This is a genomic window from Nonomuraea sp. NPDC050383 (genome assembly GCF_044459125.1).
Taxonomy (GTDB): domain Bacteria; phylum Actinomycetota; class Actinomycetes; order Streptosporangiales; family Streptosporangiaceae; genus Nonomuraea.
Map to the genome: position 1 here is coordinate 114,461 of NZ_JBITIP010000016.1, position 17,304 is coordinate 131,764.

General features: G+C 70.0%; 15 protein-coding genes. 1 reads left to right on the forward strand and 14 read right to left on the reverse strand.

Annotated features, from left to right (window positions below):
• Positions 1–2 precede the first annotated feature (2 nt).
• Both ACIBG4_RS32575 and ACIBG4_RS32580 read right to left on the reverse strand, forming a co-directional pair.
• Positions 3–1,955: a flavin-containing monooxygenase gene (locus tag ACIBG4_RS32575; RefSeq protein ID WP_397205184.1), complete on the reverse strand. Its 1,953-nt coding sequence runs from the start codon at positions 1,953–1,955 to the stop codon at positions 3–5.
• A 32-nt stretch (positions 1,956–1,987) separates the two neighbouring features.
• Positions 1,988–2,791, reverse strand: coding sequence for an IclR family transcriptional regulator (locus tag ACIBG4_RS32580; RefSeq protein ID WP_397205186.1), 804 nt, complete (start codon positions 2,789–2,791; stop codon positions 1,988–1,990).
• A 170-nt stretch (positions 2,792–2,961) separates the two neighbouring features.
• Between ACIBG4_RS32580 and ACIBG4_RS32585 the strand changes: the two genes are divergently transcribed.
• Entirely contained in the window at positions 2,962–3,567 is a 606-nt protein-coding gene (locus tag ACIBG4_RS32585) for a TetR/AcrR family transcriptional regulator (RefSeq protein WP_397205188.1), read from the forward strand.
• Here ACIBG4_RS32585 and ACIBG4_RS32590 read toward each other — a convergent pair.
• The 12 genes from ACIBG4_RS32590 to ACIBG4_RS32645 all read right to left on the reverse strand — a co-directional run bounded on the left by ACIBG4_RS32590 (position 3,559) and on the right by ACIBG4_RS32645 (position 17,296).
• Positions 3,559–4,758, reverse strand: coding sequence for a CaiB/BaiF CoA transferase family protein (locus tag ACIBG4_RS32590; protein WP_397205190.1), 1,200 nt, complete (start codon positions 4,756–4,758; stop codon positions 3,559–3,561). The two genes, ACIBG4_RS32585 and ACIBG4_RS32590, sit on opposite strands and share 9 nt — an antisense overlap.
• Positions 4,755–5,798: an acyl-CoA dehydrogenase family protein gene (locus tag ACIBG4_RS32595; RefSeq protein ID WP_397205192.1), complete on the reverse strand. Its 1,044-nt coding sequence runs from the start codon at positions 5,796–5,798 to the stop codon at positions 4,755–4,757. Before ACIBG4_RS32595 ends, ACIBG4_RS32590 begins: the two co-directional genes overlap by 4 nt.
• Entirely contained in the window at positions 5,795–6,949 is a 1,155-nt protein-coding gene (locus ACIBG4_RS32600) for an acyl-CoA dehydrogenase family protein (protein WP_397205194.1), read from the reverse strand. The genes ACIBG4_RS32595 and ACIBG4_RS32600 overlap by 4 nt, the downstream gene beginning before the upstream one ends.
• A 78-nt stretch (positions 6,950–7,027) precedes the next feature.
• A complete protein-coding gene (locus ACIBG4_RS32605; RefSeq protein WP_397205196.1) occupies positions 7,028–7,714 on the reverse strand; it encodes a GntR family transcriptional regulator in 687 nt (228 codons plus the stop codon).
• A 61-nt stretch (positions 7,715–7,775) separates the two neighbouring features.
• The gene (locus ACIBG4_RS32610) at positions 7,776–8,522 is read right to left on the reverse strand and encodes an SDR family NAD(P)-dependent oxidoreductase (protein ID WP_397205198.1); all 747 of its coding nucleotides are present in this window, start codon (positions 8,520–8,522) and stop codon (positions 7,776–7,778) included.
• Complete coding sequence (locus ACIBG4_RS32615; RefSeq protein WP_397205200.1) at positions 8,515–8,934, reverse strand: VOC family protein; 420 nt, start codon at positions 8,932–8,934, stop codon at positions 8,515–8,517. Before ACIBG4_RS32615 ends, ACIBG4_RS32610 begins: the two co-directional genes overlap by 8 nt.
• Positions 8,935–9,031: 97 nt before the next feature.
• Positions 9,032–9,238 (reverse strand): substrate-binding domain-containing protein, encoded by a 207-nt coding sequence (locus ACIBG4_RS32620; RefSeq protein ID WP_397205297.1) that lies wholly within the window; start codon positions 9,236–9,238, stop codon positions 9,032–9,034.
• Positions 9,198–10,799 carry a DUF5597 domain-containing protein gene (locus tag ACIBG4_RS32625; protein ID WP_397205202.1) on the reverse strand — a complete coding sequence of 534 codons (1,602 nt, stop codon included), beginning with the start codon at positions 10,797–10,799 and terminating at the stop codon, positions 9,198–9,200. Before ACIBG4_RS32625 ends, ACIBG4_RS32620 begins: the two co-directional genes overlap by 41 nt.
• A 142-nt stretch (positions 10,800–10,941) precedes the next feature.
• On the reverse strand, positions 10,942–13,356 hold the full coding sequence (locus ACIBG4_RS32630) for a family 78 glycoside hydrolase catalytic domain (protein ID WP_397205204.1): 2,415 nt from the start codon (positions 13,354–13,356) through the stop codon (positions 10,942–10,944).
• A gap of 13 nt (positions 13,357–13,369) precedes the next feature.
• A complete protein-coding gene (locus tag ACIBG4_RS32635; protein WP_397205206.1) occupies positions 13,370–14,626 on the reverse strand; it encodes an MFS transporter in 1,257 nt (418 codons plus the stop codon).
• Between the two features lie 101 nt (positions 14,627–14,727).
• Positions 14,728–16,218 carry a glycoside hydrolase family 43 protein gene (locus tag ACIBG4_RS32640; RefSeq protein ID WP_397205208.1) on the reverse strand — a complete coding sequence of 497 codons (1,491 nt, stop codon included), beginning with the start codon at positions 16,216–16,218 and terminating at the stop codon, positions 14,728–14,730.
• A 10-nt stretch (positions 16,219–16,228) separates the two neighbouring features.
• Positions 16,229–17,296 carry a LacI family DNA-binding transcriptional regulator gene (locus ACIBG4_RS32645; RefSeq protein WP_397205210.1) on the reverse strand — a complete coding sequence of 356 codons (1,068 nt, stop codon included), beginning with the start codon at positions 17,294–17,296 and terminating at the stop codon, positions 16,229–16,231.
• Positions 17,297–17,304 lie beyond the last annotated feature (8 nt).

Consider the following 17,304-nt stretch of genomic DNA (forward strand, 5'->3'; position numbering starts at 1 on the left):
GATCAGCTTTCGGGCGCCGGGGTGAACACGTGGTCGCGCGGCTCCGGCACGCGCAGCATGGCCCAGTAGTCGACCAGCCGCCAGGGGCAGGCCACCCAGGCACGTCCGGCCTTGTTGCGGTAGTACCCGGTCGCCGTGCCGCCGTGTTTCCAGACGGTTTTGTCCAGCTCTTCATCGACGCGACGGTTGTAGTCGTCAGTCGCCTCCCGCGTCGGCTCCATCGCGGTGTGGCCGTTCTCTACGAGGTACTGCAGGCTCTCCACGATGTAGTGGACATGCTCCTCGCTGGTGACGTTGTGGCCGCCGCCGTGATTGGGTGCGGCGTTCGGACCGGCCGTGACGAAGAAGTTGGGAAAGCCCGGCACCGTGACGCCCAGATACGCCCGCGGGTTCTCCTCTGCCCATTCCTCGGACAGCCTGACGCCGCCGCGGCCGACGACGTCGAGGAAGCCGAGGTATTCGAGCTTGAAGCCGGTGGCCCAGATGATGATGTCGGCGGCGATGAACTTGCCCTCCGTCGTCACCACGCCGTCCGGGCGGATCTGCCGCAGCGACCCGCGGTGCAGCGACACGTTGTCGCGCTTGACGGCTTCGAAGAAGCCGGGGTCCTTGACGATCCGCTTGGCGAAGGGCGGGAAGTCCGGCGTCAGCATCTCCTTCAGATCGGGACGGTCCGCGAACGACCGGTCAAGGTAGTCCAGGCAGACCTGCATCACCATGTCGTTGGCCGGGGACGCCGAGACGTGCGTGGCGTACCACTCCTCGTCGATGCGCGGAATGGACCAGCCCTTGTCCGCGGCCCACCAGTAGGTCTTGACGCGGAACCACTGGTGGAAGTACGGAATGTGCTCCAGCGCCCACCTCATGCCCTCGGGCACGTCGGCGGCGACCTTGCGCTCGGGGATGACCCAGTGCGGCTGGCGCATCACGACGTCCAAGGACTCGACCTGCTCGGCGATGGTGGCCACCACCTGGACGGAGGTGCAGCCGGTGCCCAGAACGACCACCCGCTTGCCGCTCAGGTCCACGTCGTGGCGCCACTCGGCGGTGTGCATCGTCTCGCCTTCGAAGGTGTCCATCCCGTCGATGTCGGGGATGGCCGCGGCGTTGAGCACGCCGGTGGCGGTGACCACGGCGTTGGCCCGATGCGTCCGCGCGGAGCCGTCCTGGTGGCGGACCGTCACCTCCCAGACCTGGTCGTCCTCCTGCCAGCGACAGCCGAGCACCTTCGTGGAGAAGGAGATGTGCGGGTAGAGGTCGTATTTGGCGGCCACGTGGTGCAGGTAGCTCAGGTATTCCGGACCCGTCGGGTAGTACTTCGACCAGCAGGGGTTGAGCTCGAAGGAGTACGAGTAGAAGTGGCTCGGCGTGTCGACGGCGGCGCCCGGATAGGTGTTGCGCGACCACGTGCCGCCGAGGTCGTCGCGCTCCTCGAACACCTGGTAGCGGAAGCCGGCCTGGCCGAGCTTGATCGCGGCGTTCAGGCCGATCATGCCGCAGCCGATGATCGCGACGGTGAAGTCCGCCGGTGGCGTGCGGGTGGTGGGGACCACCCGCCGGGCGGCCTCGAACCCGCCCTGCTCCAGCAGGTGGGGGATGTACTCGTCGCCGACGGCGTCGTCCACGCACACCTCCGCCATGCGGCGGAACAGCGTCTCGTCCGGAACGGCGATCCTCGGGGTGAGCGGCCCGGCGAGCAGGTGCCGGGCGCGCTCGCGCACCTCGGCGGCGACCGTCGCGGGGTACTCCCCCATGATCGCCTGCGGGTGGCCGCGCTCCTGGTCGAGCCTGGCCCTGAACTCGTCGAGGAGACCGGTGTCCCCGCTGTGATGGACCAGCGCCATCAGCAGGGCGCCCGGCTCGGCGACGTCGATGGCCGCTTCGAGGGCCTGGCGGTCGACGTCGGTCATCGGGGCCAGGACGTAGGTGGGCTGGTCCGGCGATATCAAGGTCATGGGTTCACCAGTTCCTTCGTATGGGGGGTGGTTCAGCAGGTGCCGGTGATCGCGGCGGCACCCGCGGGCCGTCGGGGGCGGCGGGTAAGTCCGGAGGCGGCGTACCAGATGTCCATGGCGGCGATGCGCACCGCGTCGCCGGCTTCCTGGACCGGCATCGACTCGGCGGGCCCGCAGAGTGACAGGGCCGCGCGTAGGTCGCTGCCGGATGGTCCGATGGAGGCCGCCACCGCAGTGATGCCCGCGGTGCACCCCTGAACGTCAACGGCGACGCCGCCTCGGTCGCGTACGCGCTCCAGGTCGCGTCGCAGCTGGGTGAGGGTGTGGAGGCCGTACACGGTGGCCGGGGCGGGGAAGCTCAGGTCCGGCCATTCGGCTTCGGTGAGTTGCGCGAGGATGGCACGGCCCGCGGCCGAGTGCACGGCGGGCTGGCGGCCTCCGGGGCGCCAGGCGTCTCTCCTCTCCGGCCAGTCGCCGATGCGCTCCAGGTGCAGGACCTCGTCCGACATCAGCGCGCTCAGGTGCACCGTCAAGCCGGTGGAGCGGTGCAGGGCGTACATGAAGGGAAGGCATGCCTGGTGCAGGCGCTCGCGCTGGACGACCTTGCTGCCCAGCTCGAACATGCGCAGGCCCAGGCGGTACTGGTAGCCCTCTCGTTCCACCCAGCCGAGCTCCACCAGGCGTTGCAGGATCCGGTGCGCCGATGAGCGCGGCAGGTCGGCCTGCCTCGAGATCTGCGCGAGCGTGAGCCTGGGGTGGCCGTCGAAGACCTGCAGTAGGGACGCCACCCTGTCGATCATGGTGATGGGCGAGCCATGGCTCTGTGCCGTGGTCATGTTTGCCTCCCCGGCAACATCGCCGGTTGCACATTGTGCCTACATGGCACAAACTGACACCTCGTGAGCTTACGACCCCGTTGCAGTGGTGTAAACGGATCGGATCCAATTTCCGCATACGAAATGCGTAGCGGGCTTCTGGGAGACTGGGAGGCTATGAGGTGCTGCCCATGACGAAGCCCAGCCGGCCGAGCTTGACGGAGCGGCGTACCGAAGAGCTGCGGATGACGATCGCTCACAAGGCGGCCGAGATCTTCGTCGCCGACGGCGACACCTCGGCGACGGTCGAGCGCATCGCCGAGGCGGCCGGTATCGCCACGCGTACGTTCTACCGCCACTTCCCGGTGAAGGAGGACGTCGTACGGCCGCTGTTCCGCCACAGCTCACAGCTGGTCATCAAGGCGCTGCGGGACGCGCCCTCCGACGGGAACCTCGTCGAGGTGCTGGTCGCGGTGTGGATGTCTGCGCTCGAAGAACAGGTGGTCGGTCCCTCAGAGCGCCGCTTCCTGGCGGTGGTGGCCGCCAGCCCGCAGTACCGGCTGCGCTGGATGGAGGTCGACGACGAGCTGTCCGAGGCGGTGGCGGAGTTCCTCGCCCAGCGCATCGGATGGAGCGAGCGTCCCTTGGAACGCTCGCTCCCCGCTTACCTCGTGGTGCAGGCCACCCGGCACGTCTTCATGCGGTGGATCACCTCCGACGCCGGTCAGGACATCGCTGACCTGCTGCGGGAGGCCTTTCACATGGTGCTGGACGGCGTCCGGACGCCCTCAGGGTGAGTGCGGCCCGAAGGCCCCCGAACCGCCGAGCGCCGAGATCCGCTCCGGGCTGTAGCCCAGCTCGGTCAGAACGCGGCAGGTGTCGGCCCCTGCCGCCGCGGGGGCACGCGGCGGCACCCCCGCCGACCGGCCCAGCTTGATCGGCACCCCGATACCGCGGTACGCCCCGTCCTGGACGACCATGGCGCGGTGCCGCGTGTGCGGTGCGGACAGAGCGCCGTCGATGTCGTGCACCGGACTCGACGGCACGCCGCGCGCCGCCAGCTCTTCGGCCAGATCGCCCGCATCGTGCAGCAGGAAGACCGGCTCCAGCTCCGCCAGCAACTCCGTACGATGGCCCACCCGGTCCTTGTTGCGCCGGAAGCGCGGATCGCCGGCCAGGTTCGGGCGGCCGAGCACCTCGGTGAGCGCGGCGAACTGGGCGTCGCTGGCGGCGGCGACGAACAGACGGCCCCGGCCCGCGGTACGGAACACCTGGTAGGGCGCCACGGTCGGATGCGCGGCCCCGGTTCGCTCGGGCACCTCGCCCGACTGCAGGTAGGTGGCGGAGTGCGGATGCAGGATCGACAGAACCGCGTCGAACAGCGTCACGTCCACGAGTTGGCCCCGCCCGCCGCCGGTGCGCTCCAGCAAGGCCAGCAGCACACCCCCGAACGCCTGGTGGGCCGCGGTGAGGTCCACGATGGGCACCCCGACGCGTAGCGGGTCCCCGTCGCGTTCGCCGTTCAGGCTCATCAGCCCGCCGTAGGCCTGGAGCACGGCGTCGTAGCCGGGCAGACCCCCCAGAGGGCCGTCGACGCCGTAGCCGGTGATACGGCAGTAGACCAGCCGGGGGAACTCCCGCGCGAGCCGGGACTCGTATCCCAGCCCCCAACCCTCCATCGTCCCCGTCTTGAAGTTCTCCACGACCACGTCGGCCCGGGCGATGAGGTCGTGCAGCACCTCTCGGCCCGGTGGTGTGCGCAGGTCGAGCACGATGTTGGCCTTGCTGCGGTTGAGGCCCTGGTAGTAGGCGCTCGTCGTCTCGGACTCGTCGACGAACGGCGGCCCCCACCGGCGGGTCTCGTCGCCCGCGGGCGCCTCCACTTTGATCACTTCCGCGCCGTGGTCGGCGAGCATCTGCGCGCACAACGGCCCGGCCAGGACCCGGCTCAGGTCGAGCACGCGCACCCCACGGATGGCCCCGCTCACCTGGTGCCCCCTGCGAGCAGCGGCCACCAGGCACGGTCGTGAAGGGCGGCGGCCAGGCGGTCGTGCCAGTGGCTCTCGTCGCCGAACTCCTCGCGCCAGGCCCACAGCCGCGTGGTCACCGCCCCAAGGTGGTGCTCGCCGGTGTAGCCGAGCGCGCCGTGCAGCTGATGGCCGATCGCGGCGACCTGCTGCGCACCGGCCGAGGTGGTCGCCTTCGCCGCGGCGACGGCCACCTCGGCGTCCGCGTCCTCGTGCTCGACCGCGGCCACGGCGGCATCCGCGCTCACCTGCATGGCGGTGACGTCCGCGGCCAGTGCCGCCAGGTGCTGCTGCACCGCCTGGAAGCGGGCGAGCGGGCGGCCGAACTGCTCGCGTTCGGTGACGTAGTGGCGGGCGGAGGCCAGCACCGCGCGGGCCGCCGCCGCGAGCTGGACGGACCTGGCCAGCGCGCCCCGCAGCAGCAGCGCGGTGGTGTCCAGGCCGGGCGGCGCGGCGGCGGAAGCGTCCGCCACCGTTCCTTCCAGGACCAGCATGTCGCGTGGCTCGCCGGCGAGGTTCTCCGCTGTCACGAGGTCCGCCCGGGCATCGCCCGGGATGACGGCGACTACGTTCTCCTGCCCGCACCGGACCATCGTGACGACGTGGTCGGCATGGCGGGCCCACGGCACGCGAAGGCGTCCCGACAGCCGTAGCGCACCGTCCTGCCGGTGCCCGCGAGCCTCGTCCAGCGAGGCCACGACCAGCCCGTCGGGCACGGACAGCCCGGCGCCCGCCAGCAGCCAACCGGCGAGAAAGGCGGTCTCCACCACCGGCACCGGGACGGCGTGGAAGGCCGCGAGATCCGCCACCACCGCCAGATCGCCGAGGCTCCCCCCGCTGCCGCCGGCCGCCTCCGGAACGCCCACGAGATGGAATCCGCCCTCGCTCAGGTCCTTCCACACCCTCCGGCCGAAGCCGTCGTCGCACGTACGGCCCTCGCCTTGCCCGCCGAGGATGGCGGTCACCGCGGCGCGGATCTCCGCGCGCAGATCGTCGTTCATCGGACCCCCAGTCCTCGCGCCACGACCGAGCGGAGGATCTCGTTGCTTCCGCCTCGCAGGGTGAAGGCCGGGGTGTGCAGTATCGCCTCGGCGAGCAGCCCTTCGAGGCCGGGCCCGTTCTTACGAGGCTCGATGCCCGCCAGCCTCCGTACGGTCTCCACCACGTCTCCTTCGAAGCGGGATCCGAGATCCTTCACCAGCGCGGCGGCGATCTCGGGCGGCCGCCCCTCGGCCAGGGCCGCCGCCACGGACAGCGACATCTGGCGCAGGGTCCAGGCGCGTGCCGTGAGCCTGCCCAGCTCCCGCTCCGCGACCGCGTCGCCGCCCTGCTGCCGCATCTGCTCGGCCCAAGCGCGCAGCAGCGGCACCGTGCTCATGTAGCGCTCGGGACCGGACCGTTCGTGGGCCAGCTCGGCGGTGACCTGCCGCCACCCCGCGCCTCGCTCGCCCAGCAGGCTGTCCTCGGCGACGACGGCCGCATCGAAGATCACCTCGTTGAAGTGGTGCTCCCCGTCGATGGTGCGGATCGGGCGGATCTCGACGCCCGGCGCCGGCAGGTCCACGATGAACTGCGACAGCCCCGCGTGCCGGTCCGCCGGCGAGCCGTCCGTACGGGCCAGGACGACGATCGCGTGAGCGAAGTGCGCCCCGGTCGTCCACACCTTCGTCCCGGTGATCTCCCACCCGCCGTCGACCTGCCGGGCGCGGGTGCGTACCGAGGCCAGGTCGGAGCCCGCGTCGGGCTCGCTCATCCCGATGGCGAAGTAGCACTCGCCGCGCGCGATCGCCGGCAGGTAGCGCTCCCGCTGCGCCTTGCTGCCGTGCCGCAGGATCGACGGCGCTATCTGGCGGTCAGCGATCCAGTGCGCGGCGACGGGCGCGCCCGCGGCCAGCAGTTCCTCGCTCACGACGAACCGCTCCAGCGGTGAGCGGTCATGGCCGCCGTAGGCGCTCGGCAGCGTCATGCCGATCCAGCCGCGCGCGCCCAGCCGCCGGCTGAAGTCCGGATCGGTCACCGACATCCACGCGTCGCAGCGCGGGACGAAGGCGCCTGCTTCCAGCTCGTCGTTCAGGAAGCTCCGGACCTCGTCGCGGAGCCGTTGCGAGGCCGCGCTGAGGCGGTGTGGGGGAAGATGGATGGTCGTCGTCAACCGGACTCCTCCTTCAGTCCGGTTCACGCTATGAGGTCAGAGCCGAGCAAAGGAGACAATGTTCCGTTGAGCGGACGGTCAGCGTGCCATGCCTGGGGCCAGCATCAGGCTCAGCTGTGCCGCCGATCCCGCGCGGTGCGTGTCCATCAGCTCCACCAGCCGGTCCACGTCACCTGCACCGAGCGCGGCGACCATCGCGCGATGCTCGTCCAGGATCCGTGCCCGTCCCGCCTCGTCATGGAGGTAGACCGCGTGGTAGGGCAGTGCCCGCGTCCAGATGCGTCTGATCTCGCCCACCACGAGGTTCAGCTCGCTCAAGGCGAAGATCGCGAAGTGGAACCGGCTGTTGAGAGTGCGCATGCGCGGCAGATCCACCTCGGCGGCGGCTCGTTCGACCTCTTCGGCCAGGGCCGCGATCTGGTCGAGCTGCTCGGTGGCGGGCTGCGGCAGGCTACGGATCACCTCGGTCTCCAGCAGCCGGCGCATGAGATACACCTGGTCGAACTCCACCCGGCTCAACCGGGCCACGGCGAAGCCGACATGTTGCTCATGGACCACCAGGCCGTCCGCGGCGAGCTGGCGCAGCGCCTCGCGCACCGGCAGCCGGCTGACCCCCAGGGCGGCGGCCATCTGCTCCTGCCGGATCTGCTGACCGGGCAGCAGATCCCCCGACACGATCAACTGCTTGATCTCGTCGACCACCCGTGACACCACCTGGCCGGCGGCAGGCGCGACGGCGGTGGCCGAGGTCTTCCTGGACGGCATGGCACTCCTCACGATCCCCCTCCACCGTAGGGGTGGGCCACCCCGGTACGCTCCCCGGTACTCAGGCGGTGACGCTGCCGCCGTTGAGGTTGAGGGTCTGGCCGGTCATCCAGGACGCCTCCGGCGAGGCGAGATAGACGACGGCCGCTCCGACGTCCTCCGGCGTGCCGAGCCTGCGGGTCGGGATCCGCTGCGCGAACTCCTGCGTGCTGTCTCCGGCGACGTTGCTCTGCAGCCCGAGCGCGAGCGAGTTCGCGGTCACGCCAAACGGGGCGAACTCCTGGGACAGATGCCGGATGAAGCCCTCCACGCCGCTCTTGGCCGCCCCGTACAGGGAGATGCCCGCCGCCGAGCCGGTGCGCGCCGCCCCGGAGGAGATCTGGACGATCCGCCCCCAGCCCGCCTCGCACATGTCGTCGGCCACCGCTGCCACACAGTTCATGGCGCCGAACAGGTTGATCTCCACCGGTGCCCGCCACCGCTCCGGCGCAAGCGTGCGGAACGGTCCCTGCCCGAAGTCGGCAGGGATGCCCGCGTTGTGGACCAGGATGTCGAGGTGACGCCCGAACTCCGCGCGGGCCCGGCCGACGCCCTCACGCACCGCCTCCAGGTCGGTGACGTCGAAGACGACGGGCACCGCGATGCCGCCGGCGGAGGTGATCTCTTTGCTGACCGCTTCGGCGCGCTCAGGCACCAGATCGTTGACGGCCACGCTCGCGCCCTGCGCTGCGAGCGCCCTGGCGATCCCGGCCCCCGCGTTCTGACCCGCTCCGGTCACCAACGCGGTCTTGCCCGACAGATCAAACATCGTCTCCCCTTTCCTTCGCGCTTGTCATCTGCACCAGCTCCACCGCGTGGCCTTCGGGATCCTCCACCTGTGCGACGCGCACGCCCGCCTGCGGCACCGCCGTGGGTCCGGAAACCACGACGCCGCCCGCGGCCCGCGCCTGCCGTACCACCTGCTCCACGTCGTCGACGACGAAGCCGAGCACGGTCTCACCGGGGTCGGGGGCCGCTTGGTGAGGACGGTGCAGCAGGATGAGCGAGGGCCCGTCGTCTTCCGCGGCGGACAGGATGATCTCCTGGTACGCGGCCTCGCCTTCCCCGCCGGTGACGCGGTGCCTGGTGAGCAGGCCCAGCACCGCGGAGTAGAAAGCGGCCGCGGCTTCCAGATCGGCGACGAGGAGCTTGGTGAACGCGAAGCGCTGGCCGACGGCCATGGTGCCTCCCGGGACGTGGTGGGTCGCTCGGCCCAGTACATCGGCTGGCGGACGGAAGCGGACGCCGGTGTTCCACTGACTGGGAGCACCAGGGGCGTTACCCCAGTGTGGATTCGCGGCCCATGACGGCGAGGTGCAGGGCCAGGCTCGCGAGGCGGCGCCCCAGGCCGACGCTGTCGACGCTCACGCTGGACAGCGACGGGTAGAGCATGCCCGCCAGCGGGGTGTCGTCGTGCCCGATGATCGATGGTCCCCGGTGACAGTCAGTACGAGTAGACGGATATGCGTGCGATACCCGCGTCAGGAATACGGGTCGGGATGACGCGTCCGGGAATCAGCGGCGACCCCGCGAACGGGAAGGCAATGAGGGTCCCGCCCGCCGTCTCGTCACCATTGAGGTGCCGGACCGGCCGCAGGACTTCTTCCTCGAGGCGGTAATGGGTTGCCGACGCGAACGACACCTGCTTGTCGTCGCTGCCGGCCAGCGTGATCCAGAACCCGCGCCCGATGATGTACAGGCCGTCACCGTCCTCGATCGCGATTCCGTATGCGGGATGGACCGGTGTGACCATGCCCCACTCGTCCTTCGAGTGAATATGGACCGTGGCGTCGCCGAATCGCAGCTGAGCTCCCGGCTGAGCCTCTGACAGCACGAACGCCTGGACGGCAGCGTCCGGATTCTCGCGGATGAGGAGCGCGGCTGCCCTGAGCAGGTAGTACGCATCGATGAGCTGAGCGCTTGCCCGATCGGAGGGGTCGAGGCTGTCCACCCCGAACGGCGACACTCCCAGCGCGCGGTGGGTGCCCAGCGCGGAGAACATCTGGCCGATGCCGACGGCGTCCGCGCGCAGTTCCGGGATGAAGAGCCGGCCGCGGCGGCTGCGGTAAGCCTCGAACACCTCCTCGCCCTCGTCGACGTACATGTCGACCGCGAGAAAGTGCAGCGCGGGCGCGAGGCTCTCCCAGATCGCGGCCATGGGAACGACGGGGCCGCCGCTGGGATAGTCTCCCGGGCGTTTGCCCCCCGCGACGGCGACGGGCCCATCGAGCACGCTGTCCGCGTCCAACCAGGCGTTGACGAACAAGGGCACGTCGTGCTCCGCGGCGCCGGCGGCTGCGACGTGACCGACGTAAGCGGCGAAAGCCGCCGCCATGAAAGCCTCGTCGCGCCGGTCGCTGTCGGGGAAGATCTCCGACCAGGTACCCTCTCGACGAGATCCGTGGTCGGCCCACTCTGCATGCAGCGGCATCGACCGGTCGCTCGCAACGGCGTCCACCACCTCGGCGGGCACGGCCGACGCGAAGGCGGCTTCCGCGAACTCGCCTCGGTCGCGCGTGTCTCCCAGAAGTCCGATCTCGTTCTCGACCTGCACGGCCAGGACGATGCCGTCCGTGTCGACCTCGCGAATGCGCCGCATCAACGCGGCGAACGCGCGGGCGTCGGCATCACGGGATTCGGGGCAGAACGCCGTGAGATGCTCGATGCGGCGCCCGCCGCTGAGAACGGCACGAGGGAAACGATCGAGGTCGGTCTTGACCCAGCGCGGCACGTAGGTCGACACGGCGTTCTTCCACGTCCCGAACCACAACGGGATCAACCGCAACCTGAGGCTGGATGCTGTGGAGATCATTGTGTCGATCAGCGAGAAGTCGAACGCCCCCTCCGCCGGCTCGAAGAGCTCCCACGCCACTGGCGCCAGCACGGTGTTCGCACCGAGCTCGCGCACTGTCGAAAAGGACTCGGTGATCGCGTGGGCCGTGCTCGAACTCGAGTTGTGGACCTCGGCGCCGATGATCGGGAACGGGGCGCCGTCGACGGCGATGTAGGAGCCGTTCCAACGGGGTGTCGCGGTGCTGTCGCTCATTCTGTATCTCCGTGAAGAGGTGTGATGTCGGGAGGAGTGGTCGTGGGCGGCCAGAGCCCTCTATGCGGCGGCCACGATCAGCGCGGCCGGCCGGCGGCTGGCTCGGTACTCCACCTGTCCTGGGGCACCTTTACTCCCAGTCTCATCGCGAGCGTGCCAATGCGGTCTCCAGGTCGCTCTTCAGCTCCTCGGACGCGCCGGGGATGAAGCCGACGATCTGATTGAGCGAATAGAGGGCCGCCTCGGGGGCGGTTCCGTCGAGGGGCATGCCGGGGAAGTGCTTGGCGAACACCTCCGTCAGCGCCCGCCACACCGTCAGATCACCGGCGAGCGTCTTCAGCGCGGTGTCCATGGTGTACGGCTCGCGGGGGGCGTCCTTTCCGGGTAGCTCGCAGTTGAAGGAGTGATCGCCGCCGGTGACCTCGGCAGTCTGACCGTCGGGCAGTTCGACCAGGGCGTGGGTGCCGTCGGGGATGGTCACGTCGAGGGTGAACCGGTCGGTGACGCGCCAGCCGATGCGGACCTCCCCGTGGACGGTCGTGTGGGTGAGGGTGGTGTGGGTGAGGCCGCCGCCGGGCTTGGGGGCGATGCGCATGCGCCGGTAGCCGGGTTCGAGGGGGGCCAGGCCGCCGACGGTCTTGTGCAGCCAGTCGCAGACCGCGCCGAGGGCGTAGTGGTTGAGCGAGGTCATGCCGGTGGAGTTGAGGCTGCCGTCGGGGCGGACGGCGTCCCAGCGCTCCCAGATCGTGGTCGCGCCCATGGTGACCGGATACAGGAAGGAAGGACAGCCGGTCTCCATGAGCAGCAGGTACGCCTCCTCCAGGTGGCCTGTCCTGCTGAGAGCGGGCAGGATCAGCGGGGTTCCCGCGAAGCCGGTGGAAATCTTGAATCCAGCCTTGGCGACCAGTTGCGCCAGCCGGGTGCCGGCGTGCGCTTCTTGGGCGGAGTCGAGCAGGTCGAAACAGATGGCCAGTGCGTAGGCGGTGGCGGTCTCGCCGGCGACCCGGCCGTTCTGGGTGACGTATTCGGCGCGGAACGCCTCCCGTGTCCTTTCGGCCAGCGACGCGAAGTGAGCGGCATCGGCCGTGTCCAGGATGCGAGCGGTGTCCGCCATCTCGCGTGTGGTCCTGGCCAGGTAGGCGGCGGCCACCAGATGGCGGTCGGTCTTGCCGCCTCCGGCGTTCTCCGGTGGCGCGTCGGGGTCGAGCCAGTCGCCGAACTGGAAGCCGCTGCTCCACAACCCGGTGTCGTCGAGCCGGGTCTCGACGTCGCGGATGAAGGCGGCCATGGAGTCGTAGCAGCGCCTGAGGATCTCCTCGTCACCGTACTCCTGGTACAGAGCCCACGGCAGGCTGACCGCCACGTCGCTCCACAGGGCGGTGGGAGAGGAGGGAGTGGACAGCACGTCCGGCACCACCCAGGGCACGAAGCCTTTCTCGCGCTGCTCGGCGGCGAGGTCTTCCAGCCAGGAACCGAGAACGTCGCGGACGTCGTACAGGAAGGCGGCAGTGGGGGCGAAGGCGTTGAGGTCGCCGGTCCAGCCGAGTCGTTCGTCGCGTTGCGGGCAGTCGGTCGGCACGCCGACGAAGTTGCCGCGCATCGACCAGACGGTGTTCGCGTGCAGCTTGTTGACCAGGTCGTGGGAGGTGTCGAGCCAGCCGGTACGGCGCATGTCGCTGTGCACCACCACCGCTTTGACCTCGTCGAACGGGCCGTCGATCTCGGCGTGGCGGAAGCCGTGGAAGGTGAAGCGCGGCTCCCAGATCTCCTGGCCGCCGCCGCGCAGCGTGTAGCGATCGGTGGAGCGGGCCGTACGCAGCGTTTCGGTGTCGAGGGCGCCGTCGCGCAGGAGCTCCGCGTGGCGGATCGTCACGCTCTGCCCGGCCTCGCCGGTGGTGGCGAGCCGCACCCAGCCGGAGATGTTCTGCCCGAAGTCGACGATCGTCTTGCCGTCCTTGACGACCGTCTCCACCGGGGTCAGCTCTTCGATCCGGCGAATCGGCGTGGCGACCGTGGGCGCCAGCGTGCCGAGATCCCAGTCGAAGAGCTCCACCGGCGACCAGGCGCCGGTGAACCCCGGCAGGTTCCAGCCCTCGGGCTCCTGCCGGGCGTCGTGTGTCTCGCCGTCGTACAGGCTCGCGGCGAGCACCGCGCCGGTGCCAACCGTCCACTGCTTGTCGGTGGTGACGATCACCGTCTGCTCGCCGTAGGTGAGTTCCAGCCGCATGTACAAGGCGGGCTGCCGCGTGTAGTGGTGCCTCTTGCCCTCGTAGCCGAGGCGCCCGGCGGCCCAGCCCTCGCCGACGATCGCGCCCAGGGCGTTGGCGCCCGGGCGGATCAGCGGGGTGACATCGTAGGTACTGACCTGGAGCCGGTGCCGGTAGGAGGTCCAGCCGGGGGCCAGCACCTCATCGCCCACCCGGGTGGCGTTGAGGTATGGCTCGACGATACCCAGTGCTGTCACCTGGAGCCGGGCGTGGTCCGGCGGCCCGTCGGAGGTGAACTCGCGCCGGAAGTAGGGCGCCTCGGCGGGGAACGGCGCAGTGACGAACGACATGAAGGCAAGCTCCTCAGCGGACGGACTTGATACGGAGAATGACCAGGCCACCGAGCAGGGTGCAGGCGGCGGCGACGAGATAGAGCAGGGCGTAGTTCTTCTCCCCGCCGCCGGCGCCGACGGCGAGGAAGAAGGGCGCGATGAACGGCGCGACGGATTGCGGGACCGAGGCGGCGAAGCCGAGCACGCCCAGGTAGCGGCCCGCGTCGGTGTCCCGCTCCGGCAGCACGTCCAGAGCGAGCGCCTGGTCCACGGCCGAGAACATGCCAAGTCCGAGCGAGCAGACGAGCGATCCGGCGAACAGCAGCGGCACGCTGGCCGACAGCGCCATCGCCGCCGTACCCGAGGCGTAGACCGCTCCGGCGGCCAGCACGAACACCCGGCGGCGGCGCAGCCGGTCCGACAGGAATCCGCCGCCCAGCGCCCCGCCGGCGGTGGCCAGCACGCCCAGGCCGGCGACCGTCGCGATCGTGCCCGCCACGTGCTCCACACTCACACCCAGCCGGGAGGCGAAGAAGAAGGCGGTGAAGGTTGTGTTCAGGGCCAGACCGAAGTAGAAGGCAAAGCGTCCCAGCCAGTTCAGGGAGAAGTCCGGGAAGCGACGCACGCTCCAGGTGTACTTCAGCAGCAGCGACCCGAAGGTCAGCGGCTCGGCGGGGGGCAGGTGCCTGCTGTCGGCCTCGCCCGCCAGGCAGACGAACAGGATCACCGACAGCACGCCGACGGCGCCGGGGACGAGGAACAGCAACAGGGCGTTGCTCGAGAGCGTCCCGGCCAGGATCACGCCGACCACGGGCGAGACCAGCGCGGCGAAGCCGCTCAGCCCGGCGACCTTGCCGCGCTGCTCCTCCGGCAGCCGGTCGGCTTGGGAGCTCAGCAGACCGCCCAGCGTGCTGCCCCATCCGAACTGGGCCAGGACCCAGCCGGCCCCCAGGACGAGGATGCTCGGGGCCAGTGCCATCACGATCAGGGAGGCGACGCCCACGAGCGCGCCGCCGATGATGAACGGCCGGCGGCGGCCCAGGTGGGAGCGGGTGCGGTCGCTCCACGTGCCCATCAGCGGCCCGGTCACGAGCGGGACCAGCGCGCCGACGCCGGTGAGGTAGCCAAGGTACTGCTCCTGACCCGGAGCGAGCTGGGCGACACGGATGGACAGGGAGATGGCGAGCGGCGTGGTCAACGCCATGAAGACCCCGAACTGGGCCAGGACCATCAGCGAGATGTACGTCGGGCCGACTTTGGGAGGAGGGGAGAGTGCCGGTGCGCTCATGGGCGACCCCGTGGTTTCGAAGGGGTGAGATGTGTTGATCACCCGCTACTTTCGCGCGCAAGTAGGGCGTCGTGCGTCGGCGCGAAGCGGTGGGCAGCCCGTCAGGGCTGGGTCGTGGTGGTGTTGTGGGGGTGGTAGGAGATCTCGTGGACCACGACCTCGCCGACGACCGGCTCGACGCCGAACGTGCGGCCGGTGAAGCCGCCGGCCACTTCCGTCGACAGGTAGCGTCCGTCGAACGTGCCGAGGGCCTGAGGCGTGCCGTCGGCGGCAAGGATGGCCAGTTCCACGAGGTCGGGCTCCGGCGGCGGCATGAGACCGCCCGCCGCGGGTTCCCGGACCGAGATGCGCAGCTTCACGCTGTCGCCCGGGGGGACCGGCACCCGCGCGATGGTCGTGCTGGCGGGTCCGATGACCACGCTGGCCTCGACCGTCTCGGCGTCGGCCGTGAGCCCGTACCAGTGGGAGTCGTCGATGCCGACAAGGAGGCGCCCGGTGCCCCTGGAGGTGTCGAGCCGGGCCTCCGCGGTCCATTCGAGGTCTCGTGCCCGCGCCGCCAGCACCGGCCTCGGGCCGCCCTTGGCAGGCGCTGTCAGCACGAGGCGGCCGGGCGCCTGCCACCTGGCGAACGTGTGCGGGAACAGGTTCGGCGACACCCAGCGCTGGTCGAGTTCGGAGGAGGCGAACCGATCGACGAACGAGTGGTCCGGCGGAACCGGGGTGAAGCGGTCCTCATCGACCACAGGCCAGCCGTCAACCCACTCCACGCCCGCGATGAACGTCTCACGACCGTTGACGTGGAACATGGGGCTCTGGCCACGGGGGCGCACCCCGAGATACACCATCGCCCACGAGCCGTCGGCCAACTGGACCAGGTCGGCATGGCCGGTGTTCTGCACGCGATGGCTCGTGCTGCGATGAGTGAGGATCGGATTGGTCGGTGCCGCCTCGAAGGGCTCGTGCAGTGAACGGGAACGCGCGATGGTCACCGCATGCCCCCGCTCCGTTCCGCCTTCCGCGAGCATGAGATACCACCAGCCGTCACGCCGGTAAAGGTGGGGCCCCTCCGGATACGCCAGCCCAGTGCCGAGCCAGAGCAACCGTGGCGGAGCGAGCATCTTGCCCGTCGCGGGGTCGATCGGCGCGCTGGTGATGCCGGTCAGCTCAGGCGCGGCCGACGCCCAGGTGAGGTGACAGGTCCCGGCCTCGTCCCAGGCGAGGTCCGGGTCGATACCGATGGCGCCATCCACGTAGACCGGCTCCGACCACGGGCCCGCGGGGTCATCAGCCGAGACGATCAGCTGGCCACGGTGGATGTCCACCACGTTCGTCGTGACAAGCCAGAACTTCTCCCCGTGGTGGCGAAGCGTCGGTGCGTACACTCCTGTGCTCGCCGGGGCGGTATGGACATTCAACTGGTCGGGACGCTGCAGCGCGTTGGTCACCAGCGTCCAGGTCACCAGGTCGGTGCTGCGGTGGATCGGCACCCCTGGCGCGAACTCGAAGCTGGAGCTGGCGATGTAGTAGGGGTCTCCCGCCCGGCAGATGGTCGGGTCGGGGTGGAACCCGGCGATGATGGGTGTCGTCGTCATTGTGCGGCTCCTACCGCCGGGTTGACTCGCGGACCACGATGGCGGCGTGCAGGTCTGGCGGCGCTTCAGGCAAGGGACGGTCCTCGGCCGCGTGCAGGGCCTGATTCGCGAGGTAACGGCCGAGGCCGACGCTGTCGATGCTCACGCTGGAGAGCGACGGGTAGAGCATGCTCGCCATCGGCGTGTCGTCGTGACCGATGACGGCCAGGTCGTCGGGGACGGACAGACCGGCCCGCAGTGCGGCGGCCACGGTCATCGCGGCGATGTCGTCGTTGAAGGCGGCCACGGCCGTGACGCCTTCCGCATGCCATTCCCGTACGGCTTCCGCGACACTGCCATCGCGGTGATCGACTGGGCGGACGTCGAGCAGGTCGACGCCGACCCGGTCGGCCGCCTCTCGCGCCGCCTCCGCACGTCCTTGGGACAGCAGGGAGAAGCGCTCGTTGACGCTGGTTGCGAAGGCGAGCCGCCGGTGGCCTTGTTCGTGCAGATGATGGATCTGCAGGTGAGTGCCTGCGGTGAGCGTCGGCGAGGCCAGTGCGGACCGCTCCTGCTGCAACACTGGAAGGATCTTAGTGATGCCGCTGGCCTGCATGGAGGTGCGCTCGGCGGCGGTGATGGACGTCCAGGCGATGACTACGTCCGGGTTGAGCAACTCCCACAGGGGCCGGGCCTGGCCGCCTTCGTGGCGGGTGTAGGTCACCAGGGCGTAGCCGGCGTCGTCGAGGAGGCGGGAGGCGGTCTCCAGGTTCTGGCGCAGGCTGTGTTCCATCGGCCAGTCGGGCAGCACCAGCAGGATGATCATGCTGCGTCCGCTGGCGAGGGCCTGGGCGGCCCGGTGCGGCCGGTAACCCAGGCGCGCGGCCTCGGCCATGACCCGCTCACGGGTGGCGGCGGGGATGCTCTGCCCGGGAGTGTTGTTCAAGACGTATCCCACGGTGGCGCGGGACAACCCCAGCGAGCGGGCCACGTCGGTGGCGGTGACGCGCCTTCTGCGCTCCGTCACGGGAAATTTCACCTCTGACTGCGACAGGGCTTGCACGCGTAAGCTCCCCCATCCTCTCACGAAATCGGACATGACCTTGT

Coding starts and splice junctions, on each gene's coding strand:
- ACIBG4_RS32575 (WP_397205184.1), bottom strand. CDS start 1,955: ATGACCTTGATATCGCCGGACCAGCCCACCTACGTCCTGGCCCCGATG.
- ACIBG4_RS32580 (WP_397205186.1), bottom strand. CDS start 2,791: ATGACCACGGCACAGAGCCATGGCTCGCCCATCACCATGATCGACAGG.
- ACIBG4_RS32585 (WP_397205188.1), top strand. CDS start 2,962: ATGACGAAGCCCAGCCGGCCGAGCTTGACGGAGCGGCGTACCGAAGAG.
- ACIBG4_RS32595 (WP_397205192.1), bottom strand. CDS start 5,798: ATGAACGACGATCTGCGCGCGGAGATCCGCGCCGCGGTGACCGCCATC.
- ACIBG4_RS32605 (WP_397205196.1), bottom strand. CDS start 7,714: ATGCCGTCCAGGAAGACCTCGGCCACCGCCGTCGCGCCTGCCGCCGGC.
- ACIBG4_RS32610 (WP_397205198.1), bottom strand. CDS start 8,522: ATGTTTGATCTGTCGGGCAAGACCGCGTTGGTGACCGGAGCGGGTCAG.
- ACIBG4_RS32615 (WP_397205200.1), bottom strand. CDS start 8,934: ATGGCCGTCGGCCAGCGCTTCGCGTTCACCAAGCTCCTCGTCGCCGAT.
- ACIBG4_RS32625 (WP_397205202.1), bottom strand. CDS start 10,799: ATGAGCGACAGCACCGCGACACCCCGTTGGAACGGCTCCTACATCGCC.
- ACIBG4_RS32630 (WP_397205204.1), bottom strand. CDS start 13,356: ATGTCGTTCGTCACTGCGCCGTTCCCCGCCGAGGCGCCCTACTTCCGG.
- ACIBG4_RS32635 (WP_397205206.1), bottom strand. CDS start 14,626: ATGAGCGCACCGGCACTCTCCCCTCCTCCCAAAGTCGGCCCGACGTAC.
- ACIBG4_RS32640 (WP_397205208.1), bottom strand. CDS start 16,218: ATGACGACGACACCCATCATCGCCGGGTTCCACCCCGACCCGACCATC.
- ACIBG4_RS32645 (WP_397205210.1), bottom strand. CDS start 17,296: ATGTCCGATTTCGTGAGAGGATGGGGGAGCTTACGCGTGCAAGCCCTG.